This is a genomic window from Flavobacterium suncheonense GH29-5 = DSM 17707, from assembly GCF_000430025.1.
GTDB classification, from domain to species: Bacteria; Bacteroidota; Bacteroidia; order Flavobacteriales; family Flavobacteriaceae; genus Flavobacterium; species Flavobacterium suncheonense.
This window is the reverse complement of the sequence record NZ_AUCZ01000003.1, coordinates 392,503-409,797: the sequence shown is the minus strand read 5'-3', so window position 1 is coordinate 409,797 and position 17,295 is coordinate 392,503. Positions and strand designations below refer to the sequence as shown.

Annotated in this window: 16 protein-coding genes; 8 read left to right on the top strand and 8 right to left on the bottom strand. The window is 42.4% G+C overall.

The genetic code is table 11. The features are described from left to right. The gene (locus G498_RS14560) at nucleotides 1-510 is read left to right on the top strand and encodes a DUF1573 domain-containing protein (RefSeq protein WP_051269626.1); all 510 of its coding nucleotides are present in this window, start codon (nucleotides 1-3) and stop codon (nucleotides 508-510) included. Nucleotides 511-578: 68 nt separating this feature from the next. Further along, the gene (locus G498_RS0102080; RefSeq protein ID WP_026979619.1) at nucleotides 579-1,112 is read left to right on the top strand and encodes an RNA methyltransferase; all 534 of its coding nucleotides are present in this window, start codon (nucleotides 579-581) and stop codon (nucleotides 1,110-1,112) included. A gap of 34 nt (nucleotides 1,113-1,146) precedes the next feature. Here the strand turns inward: G498_RS0102080 and folK are convergent, their stop codons facing one another. After that, the gene (gene folK / locus G498_RS0102075; protein WP_026979618.1) at nucleotides 1,147-2,277 is read right to left on the bottom strand and encodes a 2-amino-4-hydroxy-6-hydroxymethyldihydropteridine diphosphokinase; all 1,131 of its coding nucleotides are present in this window, start codon (nucleotides 2,275-2,277) and stop codon (nucleotides 1,147-1,149) included. Nucleotides 2,278-2,414: 137 nt separating this feature from the next. Here folK and sppA point away from each other — a divergent pair, with 137 nt between their 5' ends. Continuing rightward, complete coding sequence (sppA, locus tag G498_RS0102070) at nucleotides 2,415-4,181, top strand: signal peptide peptidase SppA (protein WP_026979617.1); 1,767 nt, start codon at nucleotides 2,415-2,417, stop codon at nucleotides 4,179-4,181. 100 nt (nucleotides 4,182-4,281) lie between these two features. After that, nucleotides 4,282-6,921, top strand: coding sequence for an AsmA-like C-terminal region-containing protein (locus G498_RS0102065; protein ID WP_026979616.1), 2,640 nt, complete (start codon nucleotides 4,282-4,284; stop codon nucleotides 6,919-6,921). Between the two features lie 28 nt (nucleotides 6,922-6,949). Here the strand turns inward: G498_RS0102065 and G498_RS0102060 are convergent, their stop codons facing one another. Continuing rightward, complete coding sequence (locus G498_RS0102060) at nucleotides 6,950-7,747, bottom strand: DUF2797 domain-containing protein (RefSeq protein ID WP_026979615.1); 798 nt, start codon at nucleotides 7,745-7,747, stop codon at nucleotides 6,950-6,952. Nucleotides 7,748-7,840: 93 nt separating this feature from the next. Between G498_RS0102060 and G498_RS0102055 the strand changes: the two genes are divergently transcribed. Continuing rightward, nucleotides 7,841-9,367: a GH3 auxin-responsive promoter family protein gene (locus tag G498_RS0102055; RefSeq protein ID WP_026979614.1), complete on the top strand. Its 1,527-nt coding sequence runs from the start codon at nucleotides 7,841-7,843 to the stop codon at nucleotides 9,365-9,367. A 7-nt stretch (nucleotides 9,368-9,374) separates the two neighbouring features. Further along, the gene (locus G498_RS15815) at nucleotides 9,375-9,512 is read left to right on the top strand and encodes a hypothetical protein (RefSeq protein WP_161625326.1); all 138 of its coding nucleotides are present in this window, start codon (nucleotides 9,375-9,377) and stop codon (nucleotides 9,510-9,512) included. Nucleotides 9,513-9,566: 54 nt separating this feature from the next. On the opposite strand, the gene G498_RS0102050 is transcribed toward G498_RS15815, so the two are convergent. From G498_RS0102050 to G498_RS0102035, 3 genes are all read right to left on the bottom strand, one after another. Continuing rightward, nucleotides 9,567-9,776, bottom strand: a complete 210-nt coding sequence (locus G498_RS0102050; protein ID WP_026979613.1) for a hypothetical protein — start codon at nucleotides 9,774-9,776, stop codon at nucleotides 9,567-9,569. A 183-nt stretch (nucleotides 9,777-9,959) separates the two neighbouring features. Further along, nucleotides 9,960-12,128 carry a S46 family peptidase gene (locus tag G498_RS0102040; RefSeq protein WP_026979612.1) on the bottom strand — a complete coding sequence of 723 codons (2,169 nt, stop codon included), beginning with the start codon at nucleotides 12,126-12,128 and terminating at the stop codon, nucleotides 9,960-9,962. 47 nt (nucleotides 12,129-12,175) lie between these two features. Further along, the gene (locus G498_RS0102035) at nucleotides 12,176-13,414 is read right to left on the bottom strand and encodes a 3-deoxy-D-manno-octulosonic acid transferase (protein ID WP_026979611.1); all 1,239 of its coding nucleotides are present in this window, start codon (nucleotides 13,412-13,414) and stop codon (nucleotides 12,176-12,178) included. Nucleotides 13,415-13,514: 100 nt separating this feature from the next. Between G498_RS0102035 and G498_RS0102030 the strand changes: the two genes are divergently transcribed. Both G498_RS0102030 and galE read left to right on the top strand, forming a co-directional pair. After that, complete coding sequence (locus tag G498_RS0102030) at nucleotides 13,515-14,645, top strand: DegT/DnrJ/EryC1/StrS family aminotransferase (protein WP_026979610.1); 1,131 nt, start codon at nucleotides 13,515-13,517, stop codon at nucleotides 14,643-14,645. Between the two features lie 55 nt (nucleotides 14,646-14,700). Further along, nucleotides 14,701-15,720: a UDP-glucose 4-epimerase GalE gene (gene galE, locus G498_RS0102025; RefSeq protein ID WP_026979609.1), complete on the top strand. Its 1,020-nt coding sequence runs from the start codon at nucleotides 14,701-14,703 to the stop codon at nucleotides 15,718-15,720. Between the two features lie 57 nt (nucleotides 15,721-15,777). Here galE and G498_RS0102020 read toward each other — a convergent pair whose 3' ends face one another. From G498_RS0102020 to G498_RS0102010, 3 genes are all read right to left on the bottom strand, one after another. Then, on the bottom strand, nucleotides 15,778-16,029 hold the full coding sequence (locus G498_RS0102020) for a hypothetical protein (RefSeq protein ID WP_026979608.1): 252 nt from the start codon (nucleotides 16,027-16,029) through the stop codon (nucleotides 15,778-15,780). Nucleotides 16,030-16,133: 104 nt separating this feature from the next. After that, nucleotides 16,134-16,517 carry a DUF3037 domain-containing protein gene (locus tag G498_RS0102015; RefSeq protein ID WP_026979607.1) on the bottom strand — a complete coding sequence of 128 codons (384 nt, stop codon included), beginning with the start codon at nucleotides 16,515-16,517 and terminating at the stop codon, nucleotides 16,134-16,136. Beyond that, the gene (locus G498_RS0102010) at nucleotides 16,495-17,286 is read right to left on the bottom strand and encodes a HipA family kinase (RefSeq protein WP_026979606.1); all 792 of its coding nucleotides are present in this window, start codon (nucleotides 17,284-17,286) and stop codon (nucleotides 16,495-16,497) included. Before G498_RS0102010 ends, G498_RS0102015 begins: the two co-directional genes overlap by 23 nt. Nucleotides 17,287-17,295: the final 9 nt, after the last annotated feature.

The following is a 17,295-nucleotide window of genomic DNA, read 5'->3' as shown; positions in this document are numbered from 1 at the left end:
ATGAAAAAAATATTACTATTAAGTGCCTTATTTGTTTTGAATACGGCAGTAGTTGAGGCTCAGGAGATTGCGTCTAAAACCGTAACAGAGGTTAAAGCAGCCAAAAAAACCAAAAAAACTAAAAAAACCAAAAAAACCGAACTTCCGAAAGTGGATGGTGTAGGGATGGTTTTTGAAAGCGAAACAATCGACTACGGTACTATCGAACAGGATGCAGACGGAAAAAGAGAATTTGTGCTTACCAACAACGGGAACAAACCGTTAATCATCATGAACGCGGTAGGTTCTTGTGGCTGTACGGTGCCTACTTTCCCTAAAGAGCCTATTGCACCCGGGGCAAAAGCGGTTATTGGGGTGAAATACGATACACACCGTGTAGGAAATTTCAGCAAACAGGTAACACTAACCACAAATGCATCCGAAACACCAAAAGTACTTACTATTAAAGGAGAAGTGAAAGCGGCTCCGGCAAAAGTGGATCCGGCCCAACCTCAGGAAGTAAAAAGTTAATTTTTAATTCAAAATACTGGAAAAGCCTCTGAAATGTTTACTTTTGGAGGCTTTTTTAATGCACTGTTATGAGAAAACTGGCCAACAGCGAACTGGAGCGCAAAAATATAGACGAATTTAAAAAGGCGGAAAAAACGCCCATTATCATTATTTTAGACGACATCCGCAGCCTGCACAACATCGGGTCGGTTTTCAGAACCTCTGATGCCTTTTTAATCGAGAAAATCTATTTGTGCGGAATCACAGCCACACCTCCCAACAAGGAAATTCACAAAACCGCCTTAGGCGCCACGGAAACCGTTGTTTGGGAATATGCCAAAGATGTTTTAGCGGTAATTGAACAACTTAAAGCCGATAACGTAGCGGTTTATGCCGTGGAACAAGTGGAACATTCCATCATGCTGAATGATTTTCAGGTGGTTGCCCATCAGAAATACGCTTTGGTTTTCGGAAACGAAGTGAAAGGAGTGGCGCAGGAAGCTATTCACCTGTGCGACGGCGTGATTGAAATTCCGCAGCTGGGCACCAAACACTCCTTAAACATTTCGGTAAGTGCCGGAATTGTAGTCTGGGATTTGTTTCAGAAAATAGCGGTGTTATAAAATCGGATTCGAACAGTACAGATTTAAAAAACAATTAAATTTTAGCGTTTATCCGGTTCAGAATGGTCAGATAATCTTCCTGCCGGTTAACGAAATCCATTTCCGAAACATCAATGATTAAAACGTTCAGATCCGTCTGGGTTTTGATGTAATCCAGATAACCCTGATTGATTTTTTCCAGATATTCAGCCGGAATTTCCTGTTCATACGTACGCCCGCGCTGTTTGATCTGACTTAACAAACGTTCCGTATTCTGGTACAGATAAACGTATAAATCGGGTTTCGGCATCTCTTTGTAAATGATGTCGAACAGGGTTTTATACAAACGGTATTCGTCTTCGGCGAGTGTTACTTTGGCGAAAATCAGCGACTTGAAAATGTGGTAATCCGCCACGATAAAATCTTTAAACAAATCAAACTGTGCCAAATCGTCGGATAATTGCTGGTAGCGATCCGCCAGAAACGACATTTCCAAAGGAAAAGCATAGCGGTTCTGATCCTTGTAAAACTTCGGCAAAAACGGATTGTCCGCAAAACGTTCCAACACCAGTTTGGCATTAAAATCTTCCGAAATTTTGGTGGATAACGTAGTTTTTCCGGCGCCGATATTCCCTTCAATGGCAATGTAGTTGTAGTGCTCCAATTTGAATTGCTCCAAAGGATTTTCGATGTTGCCTATTACTTTGCAATCGCTTTTGTCTTCCGTCAGGCGGATTAACTCAGCAACAGATTTACCCGACTTCGGATGTGTCCAGTTGAGCTGTAAATCCTGTAAGGGCAATAAAACGAACAGCCGTTTTTCCATCTGCGGGTGCGGAATGTGGAGGATGTCTGTCTCTTCGATTTCTTCGTCGAACGCAATGATATCGATATCAATAATCCTTGCCTGATAGCCTGACTGCTCGTTTCGGATGCGGCCGAGCGTTTTTTCAACCTGCAGGATTTCTTCCAGCACTTTTTTAGCCGGCTTTCGGGTGTGCAGCAACAGCGCGCAATTGTAAAAGGCATCGCTTTCAAAGCCCCAGGAAGGCGTTTCGTAAAGCCGGGAAACGTTGATGACCGTGCCTATGGTTTTGTGAATCAAAGCAATAGCAGACCGGATGTTTTCTAACCGATTGCCCTGATTGCTGCCCAACGATAAAACGACCTGATGCTGACTGTACATGCCGGCAAAGTAACTAAAAGAATTTTAGAAATAAAGGAAATTTGAACCAATGTTAATAAGTTCTGAAGTGATATTTAGGAAATGGTAACTGTAACAATTTTAACAGTTTTGCTACTTATAAGGAAATGCAAAGTATCATGAAATTTTTAGGAAATGTTTTAGCTACAATTGTCGGACTTTTTGTTTTTTGTTTTTTGTTTTTCTTCGGATTTCTGATCATCGGAGTGCTTTTTGGCGGCGACGGCGATAAGGTTCGGGTGAAAGACAAATCCGTAATAGAATTGGATTTGAAAGAAGTGACGCAGGATTACGGCGGTCAGTTCAAATTTACCGATTTTGACTATTTTGAAACCAAAAACGACGGGGTTTCCGATGTGCTGAACGCCATTGAAGCCGCGAAAACCGACGACAAAATTAAAGGAATCTCCATCCTGAACAACGAATCCGCGCTGGGATTGGCGCAAAGCAAAGCCATCCGTCGTAAACTGGACGAATTCCGACAAACGGGAAAATTTGTGGTAGCTTATGCTAATGCGTTTTCCCAGAAAGAATATTATCTGAATTCCGTAGCCGATACGATTTACCTGAATCCGGTTGGGGAATTGGATTTCAAGGGTCTTTCGGCAGAAATTCTGTTCTTCAAAGATTTTCAGGAGAAATCCGGCGTGAAAATGGAGGTTATCCGTCACGGAAAATACAAAAGTGCCGTAGAGCCGTTCCTTGAAAACCAGATGAGTCCGGCCAATCGCGAGCAGATGACAGTTTTATTGAATTCCATCTGGAGTTCCGTGGTGTCCGATATAGCCAAAAGCCGTAAGATTTCGACAGACAGTTTAAACGCCATCGCAAATTCGCTGGGTGCCAGAACTCCGGAACTGGCTCAACAAAAACACCTGATTGACAAAATTGCCTACGAAGACGAATACCACAACGGCATCCGCAAAGCGTTAGGTGTGGAAAAGGATGAAAAATACAACAAAGTAAGCATTCTCGATTATGCCCGAAATGTAGCCAAAGAAGGCAAAAACCTGTCGGAGAAAACGAAGATTGCGGTAGTATATGCGCAAGGAGAAATCAAATCCGGAGAAGGCGATGTGGATTATATCGGGGAAGGATCGATGCGACGCGCCCTGGAAGCAGCCCGTAACGACGAAAATGTAAAAGCTGTGGTGTTGCGCGTAGATTCACCGGGAGGAAGCGCCTTAACATCGGAATTAATCTGGAGAGAAATCGAACTGACCAAAAAAGTAAAACCGGTGGTGGTTTCCATGGGAAATGTGGCGGCTTCGGGCGGCTATTACATTTCGTGTAATGCCAATACCATTTTTGCCGAACCGAATACGATTACCGGTTCCATCGGAGTTTTCGGGGCTTTGCCGAATTTCAATCCGCTGGCGACCAAAATCGGAATCAACGCCGAGCAGGTCAGAACCCATAAAAACGCTTCCGGCTATAGTGTTTTCGAACCGATTGATGAAAACTTCAAAGGATACGTAACGGAAAGCATCGAGCACATTTATTCCGTTTTCTTAAAACGCGTAGCGGACGGCAGAAAAATGACGATTGCCCAAGTAGATTCTGTAGCGCAGGGAAGAGTCTGGACCGGAAATGACGCCCTGAAATTAGGTTTGGTGGATAAAATCGGCGGGATGGATGCGGCAATCAAGCACGCGGCAACTCTGGCAAAAGTGAAAGAATACCGCGTGAAAAATTATCCGGAATACGAAAAAACTTTTGAAGATTTATTGCGCAATTTCGGAGGGATTTCCATGTTCCAAACCAAAGAAACGCTTATCAAGGAACAAATCGGAGAAGAAAATTATCAGGTGTTGGAGCAGATTCGTACGGTAAACCAACGTCGCGGAAATCAGGTGATTATGCCTTATGCGCTGAACATTCGATAAGATTTAACATATTATTTTTACTGTAAACCAACTTATTTGCGTTTTGTTAAGTAAGTTGGTTTAATTTTTGTAGTAAATTCGTAAGATAAATAGTCCATCCATGTTGAAGAAAATTTTAAAAATAACGGGAATTTCGTTGTTGCTGATTGTCATAGTATTAGCAGCCGCGCCTTTTTTGTTTAAAGACAAAATCAAAGAATTAGTCGCCAAAACCATCAATGAAAATGTCGATGCTAAAGTCGCTTTTGAAGATGTTGGAGTTAGTTTGTTCAAAAACTTTCCGAATGCCAGTGTTACCATCGACAAACTGAGTATTATCAACAAAGCTCCTTTTGAAGGCGATACCTTATTGTACGCCGGGGAAGTCAATTTGAAAATGTCGGTCAAAGAACTTTTTAAAGGGGAAGGTGAGCCGATGAACATTGAAGGGTTTTCTTCAAAAGACGGATTGGTGAACATCATTTTCAATAAAGACGGCATCGGAAATTTTGACATTGCCCTGAAAGACGACCAACCGGAAGAAGCCTCCGAAAGCAAACCGTTTGCCATGAACATTCAGCAGTATTCGGTGGAAAATCTTCGTTTCCGTTATATCGATGAGAAGTCCAAAATCAAAATGGTTATCGATAACCTGAACCATGAAGGCAGCGGGAATTTTGCAGCCGAAAAACTGGATTTGAATACCAAAACCTCGGCGAAATTGTCGTTCGATATGGACAAAATGAACTACATGAAAAATGTGGCGCTGAATCTGGATGCGGTTTTGGGAATCGACCTGAAAAACCAGAAATACGAATTCAAAGACAACAAGGCGTTAATCAACCAGTTGCCGTTGGAGTTTACCGGATTCATTCAGATGGTGGAAAAGGGACAGGTGTACGATCTGAAATTTAAAACCCCAACCTCCGATTTTAAAAACTTCTTAGGATTGATTCCGGAAGCGTATGCCGGTAACTTAAAAGAGGTTAAAACCACCGGAGAATTTAAAGTAGACGGAACGGTAAAAGGCGAACTGACCGATACCTCCATTCCGAAATTCAACGTGGAAATTGCTTCGAACAACGCTTCTTTCCAATATCCGGACTTGCCAAAATCGGTACAGAATATTGTAATTGACACCAAGATCATCAACGAAACCGGGCTGGTGAATGATACTTATGTGAATTTGGATAAATTGTCATTCCGCATCGATCAGGACGTGTTCAATGCCAAAGCGAATATCCGTAACATCGCCGAAAACGCTTTGGTGAATGCCGAACTGAAAGGGATCATCAATCTGGCCAACGTAACCAAAGCCTATCCGGTAAAACTGGACAAACCGCTTTCCGGTATTTTAAAAGCAGATGTGATGACCAAATTCGACATGAAATCGGTGGAAACCAGTCAGTATCAGAACATTCAGAATTCGGGTACGATGTCGTTAACCGGCTTTAATTATTCCGGACCTGAAATGGCCAAACCGGTGCAGATTTCACAGGCCGTGGTTGCCTTTAATCCGAACCAGATCCGTTTGAATCAGTTGGATATGAAAACCGGTAAATCCGATATCCATGCTACCGGAACACTCGATAATTTCTACGGATTTGTCTTTAAAGATCAGATCCTGAAAGCAAATTTCGACATGAGTTCCAACCAGTTCTTAGTGTCGGATTTTATGGAACCAAGCACGACTACTACTAAAGAAGGAACGGCTAAAAAAGAAGCGGTTAAAATTCCGGCTTTCCTGGACTGTGCAGTAACCGCGAAGGCTAATACCGTAGTGTATGACAATCTTACGTTAAAAGATGTTTCCGGGAAAATGATTATCCGCGATCAGGCGGTAACGTTGCAGAACATCAAAACCAGTATTTTCGACGGAAGAATCGGGCTGGACGGTGTGGTGTCTACTAAAGGAAAAGTGCCTACGTTTAAAATGAATTTAGGGCTGGATAAAGTGGACATTGCCAAATCGTTTACGCAACTGGACATGTTGAAATCCATTGCGCCGATTGCCGGGGTGATTGAAGGAAAGCTGAACTCAACAATCAACCTTTCCGGAAATCTGGATGCCATGGAAATGACCCCGGATTTAAAAACCATCTCCGGAGATTTGTTAGGGCAATTGCTTACCACAAAAGTCAATACGCAAAACTCGCAAATGTTGTCGTCGTTGACTTCTAATGTGAAATTTTTGGATGTGAGTAAACTCAACCTGAACGATGTAAAAGCCGCTTTGTCATTTGAAAACGGCCGCGTAAATTTAAAACCAATCGATTTAAAATACCAGGACATCAAAGTAACGGTTGGCGGAACGCACGGTTTTGATCAATCCATGAATTATAATTTAAAATTCGATGTTCCGGCAAAATATCTTGGTCCGGAAGTAACAAAATTGTTGGCCAAATTAACACCGGCCGAACAGGGAAAACTGGATAATGTTCCGGTAAACGCCACGATGACCGGAAGTTTCAAAAGCCCTAAAGTAGCAACCGATATGAAACAGGCAGTAACGAATGTAACCACGCAGTTAATCCAATATCAAAAAGATAAATTGCTGAATCAGGGAACGTCTGCTCTAGGAAACTTGTTTGGCGGCGGTACAAAACCGAGCACAAATGACCAGGGAACAACCACTGACTCCACAAAAACAGCGGCTCCTCCTAAGGTGAAAGACGAAATTAAAAACACTGCTACCAACGCTATTAAAGATTTGTTTGGTAAGAAGAAAAAAGAAGAGCCGAAACAGCAGCAAACACCATAAATTAAAAAGCCCCAAAAAGGGGCTTTTTTTATGATAAATTTATTTTGACCACGTAGCCTTCAAACGTACGGACGTTAAAAACCGTACCGTCTTCAAAGATGAGGTATTGTCCTTTTACACCCGTCAGTCTTCCGTTGAAATTCGGGGTTTTGTCCAGATTCAGGCTGCTTACTTTTTTAGGATATTGTAAAACCGGATAATGCAAGTCGTATGTTTTGTCAGGATTGGCGGCAAAATACGGCTGTACTTCTTCCGGGAGTAAATTTTGTAAACGGTTGCGTTCGCTTAGTAAATCGACATTTGGGATTTCGTTTTTCAGCATCTTTTGCCAGTTGGTTTTGTCGGCAAAATGGTTTTTTAAGGCGACTTCCGTAATTCCGGCCAGATAGCGGTTCGGTACTTCCACAATCGGAACGGCCTGAATGGCGCCCTGGTCAATCCATCGGGTTGGGACCTGGGTTTTTCGGGTAACACCCACTTTTACTTCGCTGGATAAGGCCAGATAAACGATATGTGGTTGTAATTGTACTTTTTTTTCGTATTCCAAATCACGGTCTTCGATGTCTAAATGAGCAGTGCTTAATTCGGGTCTCATGATCCAGTCGCCGGCGGCTGCGCTGCTCATAAAGCAATCGTAACAAAATCCCTGGCGGAAAATCTTCTTCTTTTTGCCGCAGTTCAAACACTGATAGCCCTGAAACGTAATTTCGAGTTCCTTGTTTAAAAGCTGGTTGAGGTTTAAAAAACTGTTTTCAAAAACCAGATAATACTGAATTGGGTCGGCGAATTCGGTTTCCATTTTGGTTAAGACACCTTCGTACGTCATTTGTGTTAGGAATTAAAAGTGATTTTTGCTATTTTTGGTAACATTGTAAAGGTATAATTCCTATTTTACAATTCATAATTCATACTTGCGAAAATGCCGTTAACCATTATAAATTCGATTGCTTCCTGGATCCTGAAGAAACGCATCCATCAGATGGAGTTGTTTCTGAAATACCCGAATGAGGTACAGGAAGAATTGTTGTTCAGTCTTTTGCGAACTGCAGAACATACGGTGGTGGGGAAGAAGCATGAGTTTTCTTCCATCCGGAGTTATAAGACCTTTTCTGAGCGTGTTCCGGTGTCTACTTATGAAGAACTGGAACCCATGATTGAACTTACCCGAAGAGGCGAACAGAACGTTTTCTGGAGCACACCGATAAAATGGTTTGCCAAATCCAGCGGAACCACCAATGCAAAAAGTAAATTCATTCCGGTAAGTAACGAAGCGCTGGAAGACTGCCATTACAAAGCGAGTAAAGATTTGCTTTGCCTGTATTTGAATAACAATGAAGAATCACAGTTGTTTACCGGAAAAAGCCTTCGTCTGGGCGGCAGCAAGCAGTTGTATGAGGATAACAATACGTTCTTCGGGGATTTATCGGCAATTCTGATCGGAAACATGCCTTTTTGGGCCGAGTTCAGCAGTACACCCAGCAATAAAGTATCGTTGATGAGCGAATGGGAAACCAAACTCCAGGCGATTATCAGTGAAACCAAAAATGAAAATGTAACCAGTTTTGCCGGTGTGCCTTCCTGGATGTTGGTATTGCTGAATAAAATGCTGGAAGAAACCGGAAAAGAAAACCTCCTGGAAATCTGGCCGAATCTCGAAGTGTATTTTCACGGAGGAGTCGCTTTTGAACCGTACCGCGAACAATACAAAAAACTGTTGCCGAAAGCCGATTTTAAATACTATGAGATTTACAATGCTTCGGAAGGATTTTTCGCCATTCAGGACCTGAACAATTCGAGTGATTTGCTGTTGATGCTGGATTACGGGATTTTCTACGAATTCATTCCGATGGATACTTTCGGAACTTTAAACCAACGCGTAATCCGACTGGCGGAAGTGGAGTTGGGTAAAAATTACGCTGTAATAATCACTACCAATTCCGGTTTGTGGCGCTATCTGATTGGGGACACCGTTCGTTTTACTTCTTTGAATCCTTACCGCGTTCGCGTTACCGGAAGAACCAAGCATCATATCAATGTGTTTGGCGAAGAGCTGATGGTGGAAAACACCGATTCGGCTATTGCCCAAGCCTGTAAACTTACCGGTGCAGAAGTGATTGATTATACCGTAGCGCCGATTTTTATGGAAGGAAAAGAAAAAGGAGCGCACGAATGGATGATTGAGTTTCGCAAAATGCCTGGAAATAATGAGGAATTCAGAAGAACGTTGGATGAAACGCTGCAATCCCTAAATTCGGATTACGAGGCTAAACGATACAACAATATGACGTTAAACCCTTTGGTGATGAATGTGGCCAGGGAAAATTTGTTCTACGATTGGCTGAAAGAGCAGGACAAATTGGGCGGACAGCATAAAATTCCGCGTTTGTCCAATCAGCGGGAATATTTGGAACAGCTGAAAGCGATGCAGTTTTCAGAAATTAAATAAGAAAATCATGAAAAGAATAATTGTTACAGTGATACTGGCAGGCTTTGCCGTGTCCTGCGGACCGAGAAGACTGGGATGCGGTCCCGGACGTTGCGACAACAGTAAGCCGCAACCACTTACGGAAAGAAATATCAGAAATGTATAAATAAAAAAAAGTCCCGATCTGATCGGGACTATTTTTTCTAAGAGTAATTTATAATTACTTTTTAGCTTCTTCAGTAGCTGGAGCAACAGCAGCAGCAGCAGAATCAACAGTAGCAGCAGCAGAATCAACTACCTCAGTAGCTTCTGCAGCAGTAGCCTCAACAGCTTCTGTAGTTTCAGTTACAGCTTCTTCAGCTTTGTTTTCTTTACAAGAAACAACTGCCATAGTAGCAACTAATGCTAAGCTTAAAACAACTTTTTTCATCTTACTAAATTATAAAGGTTAATTATTAATTCGGAGCAAAGATATAAATTTTTTGATATGTAATAATATTTACCCAATTATTTTTTTGTTCTGAATCGATTTTTTTTTTCGACGTCATGAACAAGTGTTTGTTTTGCTGGCTTTTCTGACTTTCAAAAGTTTAAACAACTGATAATTAAAGGGTTATTTTTTGCTCTTTTTTGTGGCTTTCGCAGCAGGTTTTACCAGCTTCATTTCCTCAATCAAATGTTTTGCGCCTGCATATTTGTCAATCACAAACAAAACATAGCGGATATCGACCATAATATTACGGCAAATGACTGGGTCGTAATGAATATCGCTCATGGTACCTTCCCAAACCCGGTCGAAATTCAAGCCGATTAAATTTCCGTTGGCGTCTAAGGCCGGACTTCCCGAGTTTCCTCCCGTGGTATGGTTGGTCGCGATGAACGCTACCGGCATTTTTCCGTTTTTATCGGCGTACTGACCATAATCTTTGGCATTGTACAAGTCGATTAGCCTCTGTGGGACATCAAATTCGTAATCGCCTGGAACGTATTTCTCCATCACGCCGTTCAGATAAGTTATCGGAGCGTATGAAACCGCATCGCTTGGCTGGTAGCCTTTCACTTTTCCGTAAGTAACGCGAAGTGTGCTGTTGGCATCCGGGAAAATGCGCGCCGATTTCGGGCTCAGCTCCATAATCGCTTTCATGTACGTGCGTTGTAAAGCAATGTTTTTTAAGTTTAACTCGTCGTATTTCGGTGCCACGTTATTGTTGTAGGCATCGGCAATTGATTTTACTAAGGCAAAAGCCTTGTCCTGATTTAGTTTTTCCAGAACCGTTTTAGCGTCGCCGTTCAGCAACTCTTTCAGTCCGTTGTAGCTGGTTAATTTTGAGTTTTTGAAAACATCCTCAGCCATTTGTGTGGCATTGATGTTGTTCAGAGTAGCCGGTAAAAACTGTTTCGGCGATTTATTCGCGTACAGGTCAATCAGTTGTTCGAATACTTTTTCGTCTACATTGGCATTGAAATCTTTGTACAACGCTTCAAAACCGGCAACCAAATTTACCTTTCTGTCGTTGAAAGCCTGCTCCCCTTTGGTGTTGTATACTTGTTCCAACTGGTATAAACGGTACGCGAAACTTAAAATTTCGGTATTTCGCAATACGACTTCGGAAAAATATTCCCGTGCAAGGGCATAAGGGGCAATAGCTTCGTAATTGGTTTTGAATTCCAGTAGTAAGTTACCGTATTCTGCCTGTTTTCCGGCTTTGTTGATTTTGTCGGTTAAGTCTTTTTCAAATTTCTGTTTGATGCCCACCGCATTCGATTTTTTCAGACCTTTCACTTCGCCGATCCATTTTTTCCAGTAATTCGCTACCGAAGCATATTTGGAAGCATATTGGATTTTAATCGCATTGTCTTTGCGCATAAAGCCGTCCTGAACCTTCAACGCACGGTCGCGCACTTCAATTCTGGCCGGATCTAAGGAATTCATAAGCTGTTCCACGGCATAGGAAGGCAAATATTCCTGCGTTCTGCCCGGATACCCCATTACCATAGTGAAATCATTTTCCTGGATGCCTTTGATGGAAACCGGGAAATAATGCTTGGGTGTATATGGTACATTGTCTTTGGAGTACGCTGCCGGACGGTTGTTTTTATCCGCATAAATTCGGAACAAAGAGAAATCTCCGGTATGACGCGGCCAAACCCAGTTGTCGGTATCCGAACCGAATTTCCCGATGGAACTCGGCGGCGCTCCCACTAAACGCACATCGCGGAAGGTTTCCGTTACAAACAAAATGTACTGGTTTCCGTCATAAAACGTACGGATGCTGTTTTCCTGATACGCTTCTTTCGGCAGGGTTTTGTTCAACATCGAAATGTTGTCCTGGATTTTCTTTTGTTTTTCGGCTTCGGTCGGCAAATTCACTACGCCTTCCAAAACTTTGTTGGTGACGTCTTCGATGCGGACGATGAAGGTAACGAACAAATCTTTGTTGGGTAATTCGTCTTCCATTTTCATAGCCCAGAAACCGTCGGTCAGATAGTCGTGTTCCACAGAAGAATGACTCTGAATGTTGTCGTACCCGCAGTGGTGATTGGTTAAAATCAAACCTTTTGGCGAGATCACTTCTGCGGTACAGCCTCCGTCAAAATGCGGCACGGCATCTTTTAAACTGGAATGGTTCACGGAATAAATATCGTCCGCAGAGATTTTCATGCCTAAATTTTTCATTTCCGTTTCGTTCATTCCTTTTAATAAAGAAGGAATCCACATCCCGCCTTGCTGGGCGAATGTTGGCAGAACGAATAAAATAATAAGAAGTCTTAGAAATTTCATGAGTAAGTATTTGAATTGTAATATGGATTTTCAGTATAGGTTTGGTTTTATGCCTGATTGTTACAAATGTAGTTCATAATTGTTGCGGTTGCGCCTTTATTCATTTGTACGAAAGTAGCACAAATATGTCCTTTTTCATAGCGTTCGTCTTCGTTTTGCAGCAATAAGTCGAAAGTTTGATTCAGTTCGTCTTGGTTTTTGATGGAAAGACAACCTTTGATGTTGACCAATGCCGTAGCTTCCGCGAAATGGGAGTAATTCGGACCAATGACAATCGGCACACCAAACGTAGCCGGTTCCAAAAGGTTGTGAACGCCCGGATTTCCGAAGCCGCCGCCTACATACGCAATATCGGCATAACTGTAAATTTTGGTCAGAATCCCGATGGTGTCGATGAGGAAAACGTCAAATTCCGCAAGATTCTGATTTTCTTTTTCGGAAAACAAAACCGTTTTTTTCTTCAGTTGTGCTTTAAGATTCTGAATTTGTTCTGCTTTAATATTATGAGGCGCGATGATGAATTTTACCCCTTGCGACTGATTGATATACGGAATCAGCAACTCTTCGTCTTTCGGCCAGGAACTTCCGATGATGATTGTGGTGGTGTTGTTTTTGAACTGTTCGATGAAATCCAGCTTGTTGTCGCGCTCCAGAATCGAAACCACCCGGTCAAAACGCGTATCGCCGGACACTTTTACTTTGGTAAATCTTATACTTTGCAATAAATTTTTAGAGCTTTCATTCTGCACAAAAAAGTAGTTGAAGGTTTTTAAAGCGTTGCGGTAAAACCCGCCGTACCATTTGAAGAAAGATTGCTTTTCTCTGAAAATACCCGAAATCAGATAGGTTTTTATGTTTTGCTTTTTCAGTTCGTTCAGGTAATTCGGCCAGTATTCGTATTTGATGAAAAACGCCATTTCCGGATGCGTCAGTTTCAGAAACTGCCGGGCATTACTTTTGGTATCCAGCGGAAGATAAACCGTAACATCGGCAACCGTATTGTTTTTACGAACTTCATAACCCGACGGCGAGAAAAAGGTCACAATGATTTTATGATTCGGGAACTTTTCTTTGATTTTCTCCATTACCGGAAGTCCCTGTTCATATTCGCCCAAAGAAGCCGCGTGAAACCAGATTGTTTTGTCGGAAGTGGAAATTTTCGAGGAAAGCGTTGCGAAAACCAACTTGCGGCCTTCCACAAACAGCTTGATTTTCGGACTGAACCACGCCACAATTTTCAGCAGAAAACCGGCCAGGTGAACCAATAGATTGTAGCAAAAAAACATACTTTTTCTTTTGTAGCGCTAAAATACGGTTTCTTTTCGTTATCCTTAAATCATTCTACTTTAATTCGTATTTTTGCTTGTTTCAAATTATATTTTCCAGATGAAAAAACTACAAATGGTTGACTTAAAAAGTCAATACGACAAAATAAAAGATACTGTAAACGCCTCTATTCAGGAGGTTTTAGATACCACGACATATATCAACGGACCGCAAGTACATCAGTTTCAGAATGCATTGGAAGGTTATCTGGATGTAAAACACGTTATTCCGTGTGCCAACGGTACCGATGCGTTACAAATTGCCATGATGGGCTTAGGTTTAAAACCCGGAGACGAAGTCATTACTGCTGATTTTACCTTTGCCGCAACCGTTGAAGTCATCGCTTTACTGCAGTTAACACCAGTTTTGGTGGATGTGGATATGGAAACCATGAACATTTCCATCGACGCGATTAAAAAAGCCATCACCCCAAACACCAAAGCCATAGTGCCGGTGCATTTGTTCGGACGCGCGGCCAATATGGAAGCGATTATGCAATTGGCCTTAGAGCACGATTTGTATGTGATTGAAGACAACGCGCAGGCCATCGGTGCCAATTATACCTTTAAGGATGGCAGCAAGAAAAAAGTAGGGGCGATTGGTCACGTAGCTTCAACTTCGTTTTTCCCGTCTAAAAATTTAGGTTGTTACGGAGACGGTGGTGCCATTTTTACCAACGACGATGCTTTGGCGCATACGTTAAGAGGGATTGTAAACCACGGTATGTACGTGCGTTACCATCACGACGTAGTGGGCGTAAATTCCCGATTGGACAGTGTTCAGGCAGCGGTTTTAAATGCAAAACTGCCTCATCTTAACGATTACAATAAAGCAAGAAGAGCAGCGGCGGCCAAATACAACGTGGCTTTTGCAAATCATAAAAATATTGTGACGCCGGTTTTCGATTTGAACGGCGATGATCACGTTTTTCATCAATATACTTTACGAATTATAGATGCAGACCGCAATGCGTTGATGGAACATCTGCAGAACAAAGGAGTGCCGTGCGCGATTTATTACCCGATTCCGTTGCACAGCCAGAAAGCGTATTTGGATGTCCGTTACCGCGAAGATGATTTCCCGGTAACAAATCAATTGGTAAACGAAGTAATTTCCTTGCCGATGCATACGGAGTTAGACGACGAACAAATCGGTTTTATTGTCGATTCGGTGCTTGAATTTTTTAAATAATCTTTAAGAAGGCTTATTTTTATAAGGATTAAGGATTAATGTAAATTTTAGCTGCATGAAGGTACTCGTTACAGGAGGTTTAGGATTTATAGGCTCACATACGGCGGTAGAACTTCAGAACAAGGGTTTTGAAGTGGTAATTGTAGATGATCTTTCCAATTCATCTCTGAATGTTTTAGAAGGAATCACAAAAATTACCGGAGTTGCGCCTGTGTTTGAACAATTAGACTTGCGGGAAAAAGCTCTGGTGGAAGATTTTTTCAAACGTCATGCTGATATTGCTGCGGTTATTCACTTTGCAGCATCGAAAGCGGTGGGGGAGAGTGTGGAAAAGCCGTTGTTGTACTATGAAAATAATGTGACCTCTTTGGTGAATATTCTAAAGGAATTGCAGAAAAGACCTAGAGCAAGTTTTATTTTCAGTTCTTCCTGTACGGTTTACGGTCAGGCCGAAAAAATGCCGATTACAGAAGCGGCTCCTTTGCAAAAAGCGCTGTCCCCATACGGAAATACCAAGCAAATTGGTGAGGATATCGTTAACGATGTGGCCAAAGTAACCAATATTAGTGCGATACTTTTGCGTTATTTCAATCCGATTGGTGCACATCCTTCGGCTGAAATAGGCGAATTGCCCATTGGGGTGCCGCAAAATTTGGTGCCGTTTATCACTCAAACTGCTGCAGGACTTCGCGAGAGTTTATCGGTTTACGGGAACGATTACCCCACACCGGACGGAACGGCTATCCGCGATTATATTCATGTAGTGGATTTGGCCAAAGCCCATGTGGTGGCCTTACAAAGACTGCTGGACCATAAAAATCAGGAAAAAGTGGAAACTTTTAACGTGGGTACCGGTACCGGCAGTTCCGTTTTGGAAGTGATTACCGCTTTTGAAAAAGTAAGCGGCCGGAAATTACCGTATAAAATAGTAGGCCGAAGAGAAGGCGACATCACCATTGCTTATGCCAACACAGACAAAGCCAATGCGGTTTTAGGCTGGAAAGCAGCATCCACCCTGGAAGAAGCCTTGGCCAGTGCCTGGAAATGGGAACAGAAAATAAGAAATTTGCAATAATGTAAAATAAAAAAGTCCTTACACCGTAAGGACTTTTTGTTTTGTAAAAAGACGGGATTATTTTTTAACCTCTTCTTTTACTTCTTTAGCAGCAGCTTCTACTTTAGCAGCACCTGCAGCAGCAGCATCTTCTACTTTAGCAGCAGCAGAATCCATAGCTTCACCGGCAGCAGCAGCAGTTGAATCAACTGTTTCAGTCATTTCAGTGCCTACAGCTTCTACAGCTTCGTCTACTTTATCTTCTGTTTTTTCTTTGCAAGAAACCATTAATGCTCCTACGAAAGCTAACGCTAAAAGTGTTTTTTTCATTTTCTAAATTTTAAGAATTAATAATTATTTATAGGTAATGCTAAAGTTAAACTATTTTTTTAATAAAAAACAAGGCAATATGAAAAAAAATCCAGAAGATGACTTTACAAAACCAGCTCGCTGTAAAGTTTATCGAATGTCAGGTCGAGATTTGTGCTAAAGCCCGGATGCGGTCTGGAAATCTGGATGCTGGAACTGCGCACCGCCGTCAGCCAACGGAACCTTTCCGCCACATCAAAACCGGCTATCGGTCCTCCGTCTTTACTGCCTGAGCAGATTTTGTCAAACGAGCGGATGTTTTCCTCTAACTGCTCCAAATCAAATTCAGGACACAGCATTCTGATTTTTCCGGAAGGAACCGAGTAACTCATGCGAAGGTATTTCTTTTGCTTGCAGAAAAGAATCAGCCCGATGTTCAGGAATTCTTCGCGCTCCACTCTCGGGACCACCCGGATTACGGCGTATTCATATAAGTATCTTTCGTGCATCTTGGGCTTGTTTTAAGAATAAATCGGCATGTTGTAAACGGGTCGTCAAAAACTGAAAATAGACGTTTCGGATGGCTTCAGGAGATAGGGTGTGATCATCCCAAAGCAACCAGTCTTCCGGAATCAGGGCAACAATTTCCCGCAATACTTTTTCGTTCAGTCGGGAGGTAAATTCCTGATGCACTTCCTCTAATTTTGTTGCTTTCGGCAGTAAAACATGGTCTTTAATCAGTGCAAAAGACGTAACGGCACTGGCTTCCCAGTTGTTCCACGCGTGGTGAAAATAAAACGAGGCGCCGTGGTCAATCAGCCACAATTCCTTATGCCAGATCAGTAGGTTGGTGTTGCGAAACGTACGGTCAACATTGGTGATAAACGCATCGAGCCAGACGATTTTGGAAGCGAGCAGTGCTTCGCAGTCGTTCACGGCGGCATCATACGTGATAGCTCCGGATAAATAATGTAGCCCTAAATTCAGTCCTTGGCTGAATTTCAGCAAATCCTGAATTTCCTCGTCGGCTTCTGTACGTCCGAAGGCTTCGTCCAAAGTGGCAAAAACTAGTTCCGGAACCGATAAACCCAAATAACGGGCAATTTCTCCACCAAGCAACTCCGCAATTAACGCTTTTACACCGTGTCCTGCTCCGCGAAATTTTAAGACGTATTTGAAATCGTCATCCGCCTCCGCCAAAGCCGGTAACGAACCGCCTTCCCGTAAAGGGGTAATGTAACGCATGACGTTAACCGTCCGTAAAGTAGTTTGAACCATAGTGAAGTC

Excerpts from the sequence above, each read along its gene's own strand:
- G498_RS0102040 (WP_026979612.1), bottom strand. The coding sequence starts at position 12,128 with ATGAAATTTCTAAGACTTCTTATTATTTTATTCGTTCTGCCAACATTC.
- G498_RS15815 (WP_161625326.1), top strand. The coding sequence starts at position 9,375 with ATGAAAAGAATAATTGTTACAGTGATACTGGCAGGCTTTGCCGTGTCC.
- G498_RS0102080 (WP_026979619.1), top strand. The coding sequence starts at position 579 with ATGAGAAAACTGGCCAACAGCGAACTGGAGCGCAAAAATATAGACGAA.
- G498_RS0102065 (WP_026979616.1), top strand. The coding sequence starts at position 4,282 with ATGTTGAAGAAAATTTTAAAAATAACGGGAATTTCGTTGTTGCTGATT.
- G498_RS0102060 (WP_026979615.1), bottom strand. The coding sequence starts at position 7,747 with ATGACGTACGAAGGTGTCTTAACCAAAATGGAAACCGAATTCGCCGAC.
- G498_RS0102020 (WP_026979608.1), bottom strand. The coding sequence starts at position 16,029 with ATGAAAAAAACACTTTTAGCGTTAGCTTTCGTAGGAGCATTAATGGTT.
- folK (WP_026979618.1), bottom strand. The coding sequence starts at position 2,277 with ATGTACAGTCAGCATCAGGTCGTTTTATCGTTGGGCAGCAATCAGGGC.
- G498_RS14560 (WP_051269626.1), top strand. The coding sequence starts at position 1 with ATGAAAAAAATATTACTATTAAGTGCCTTATTTGTTTTGAATACGGCA.
- galE (WP_026979609.1), top strand. The coding sequence starts at position 14,701 with ATGAAGGTACTCGTTACAGGAGGTTTAGGATTTATAGGCTCACATACG.
- G498_RS0102010 (WP_026979606.1), bottom strand. The coding sequence starts at position 17,286 with ATGGTTCAAACTACTTTACGGACGGTTAACGTCATGCGTTACATTACC.
- G498_RS0102035 (WP_026979611.1), bottom strand. The coding sequence starts at position 13,414 with ATGTTTTTTTGCTACAATCTATTGGTTCACCTGGCCGGTTTTCTGCTG.
- G498_RS0102055 (WP_026979614.1), top strand. The coding sequence starts at position 7,841 with ATGCCGTTAACCATTATAAATTCGATTGCTTCCTGGATCCTGAAGAAA.
- sppA (WP_026979617.1), top strand. The coding sequence starts at position 2,415 with ATGAAATTTTTAGGAAATGTTTTAGCTACAATTGTCGGACTTTTTGTT.
- G498_RS0102050 (WP_026979613.1), bottom strand. The coding sequence starts at position 9,776 with ATGAAAAAAGTTGTTTTAAGCTTAGCATTAGTTGCTACTATGGCAGTT.
- G498_RS0102015 (WP_026979607.1), bottom strand. The coding sequence starts at position 16,517 with ATGCACGAAAGATACTTATATGAATACGCCGTAATCCGGGTGGTCCCG.
- G498_RS0102030 (WP_026979610.1), top strand. The coding sequence starts at position 13,515 with ATGAAAAAACTACAAATGGTTGACTTAAAAAGTCAATACGACAAAATA.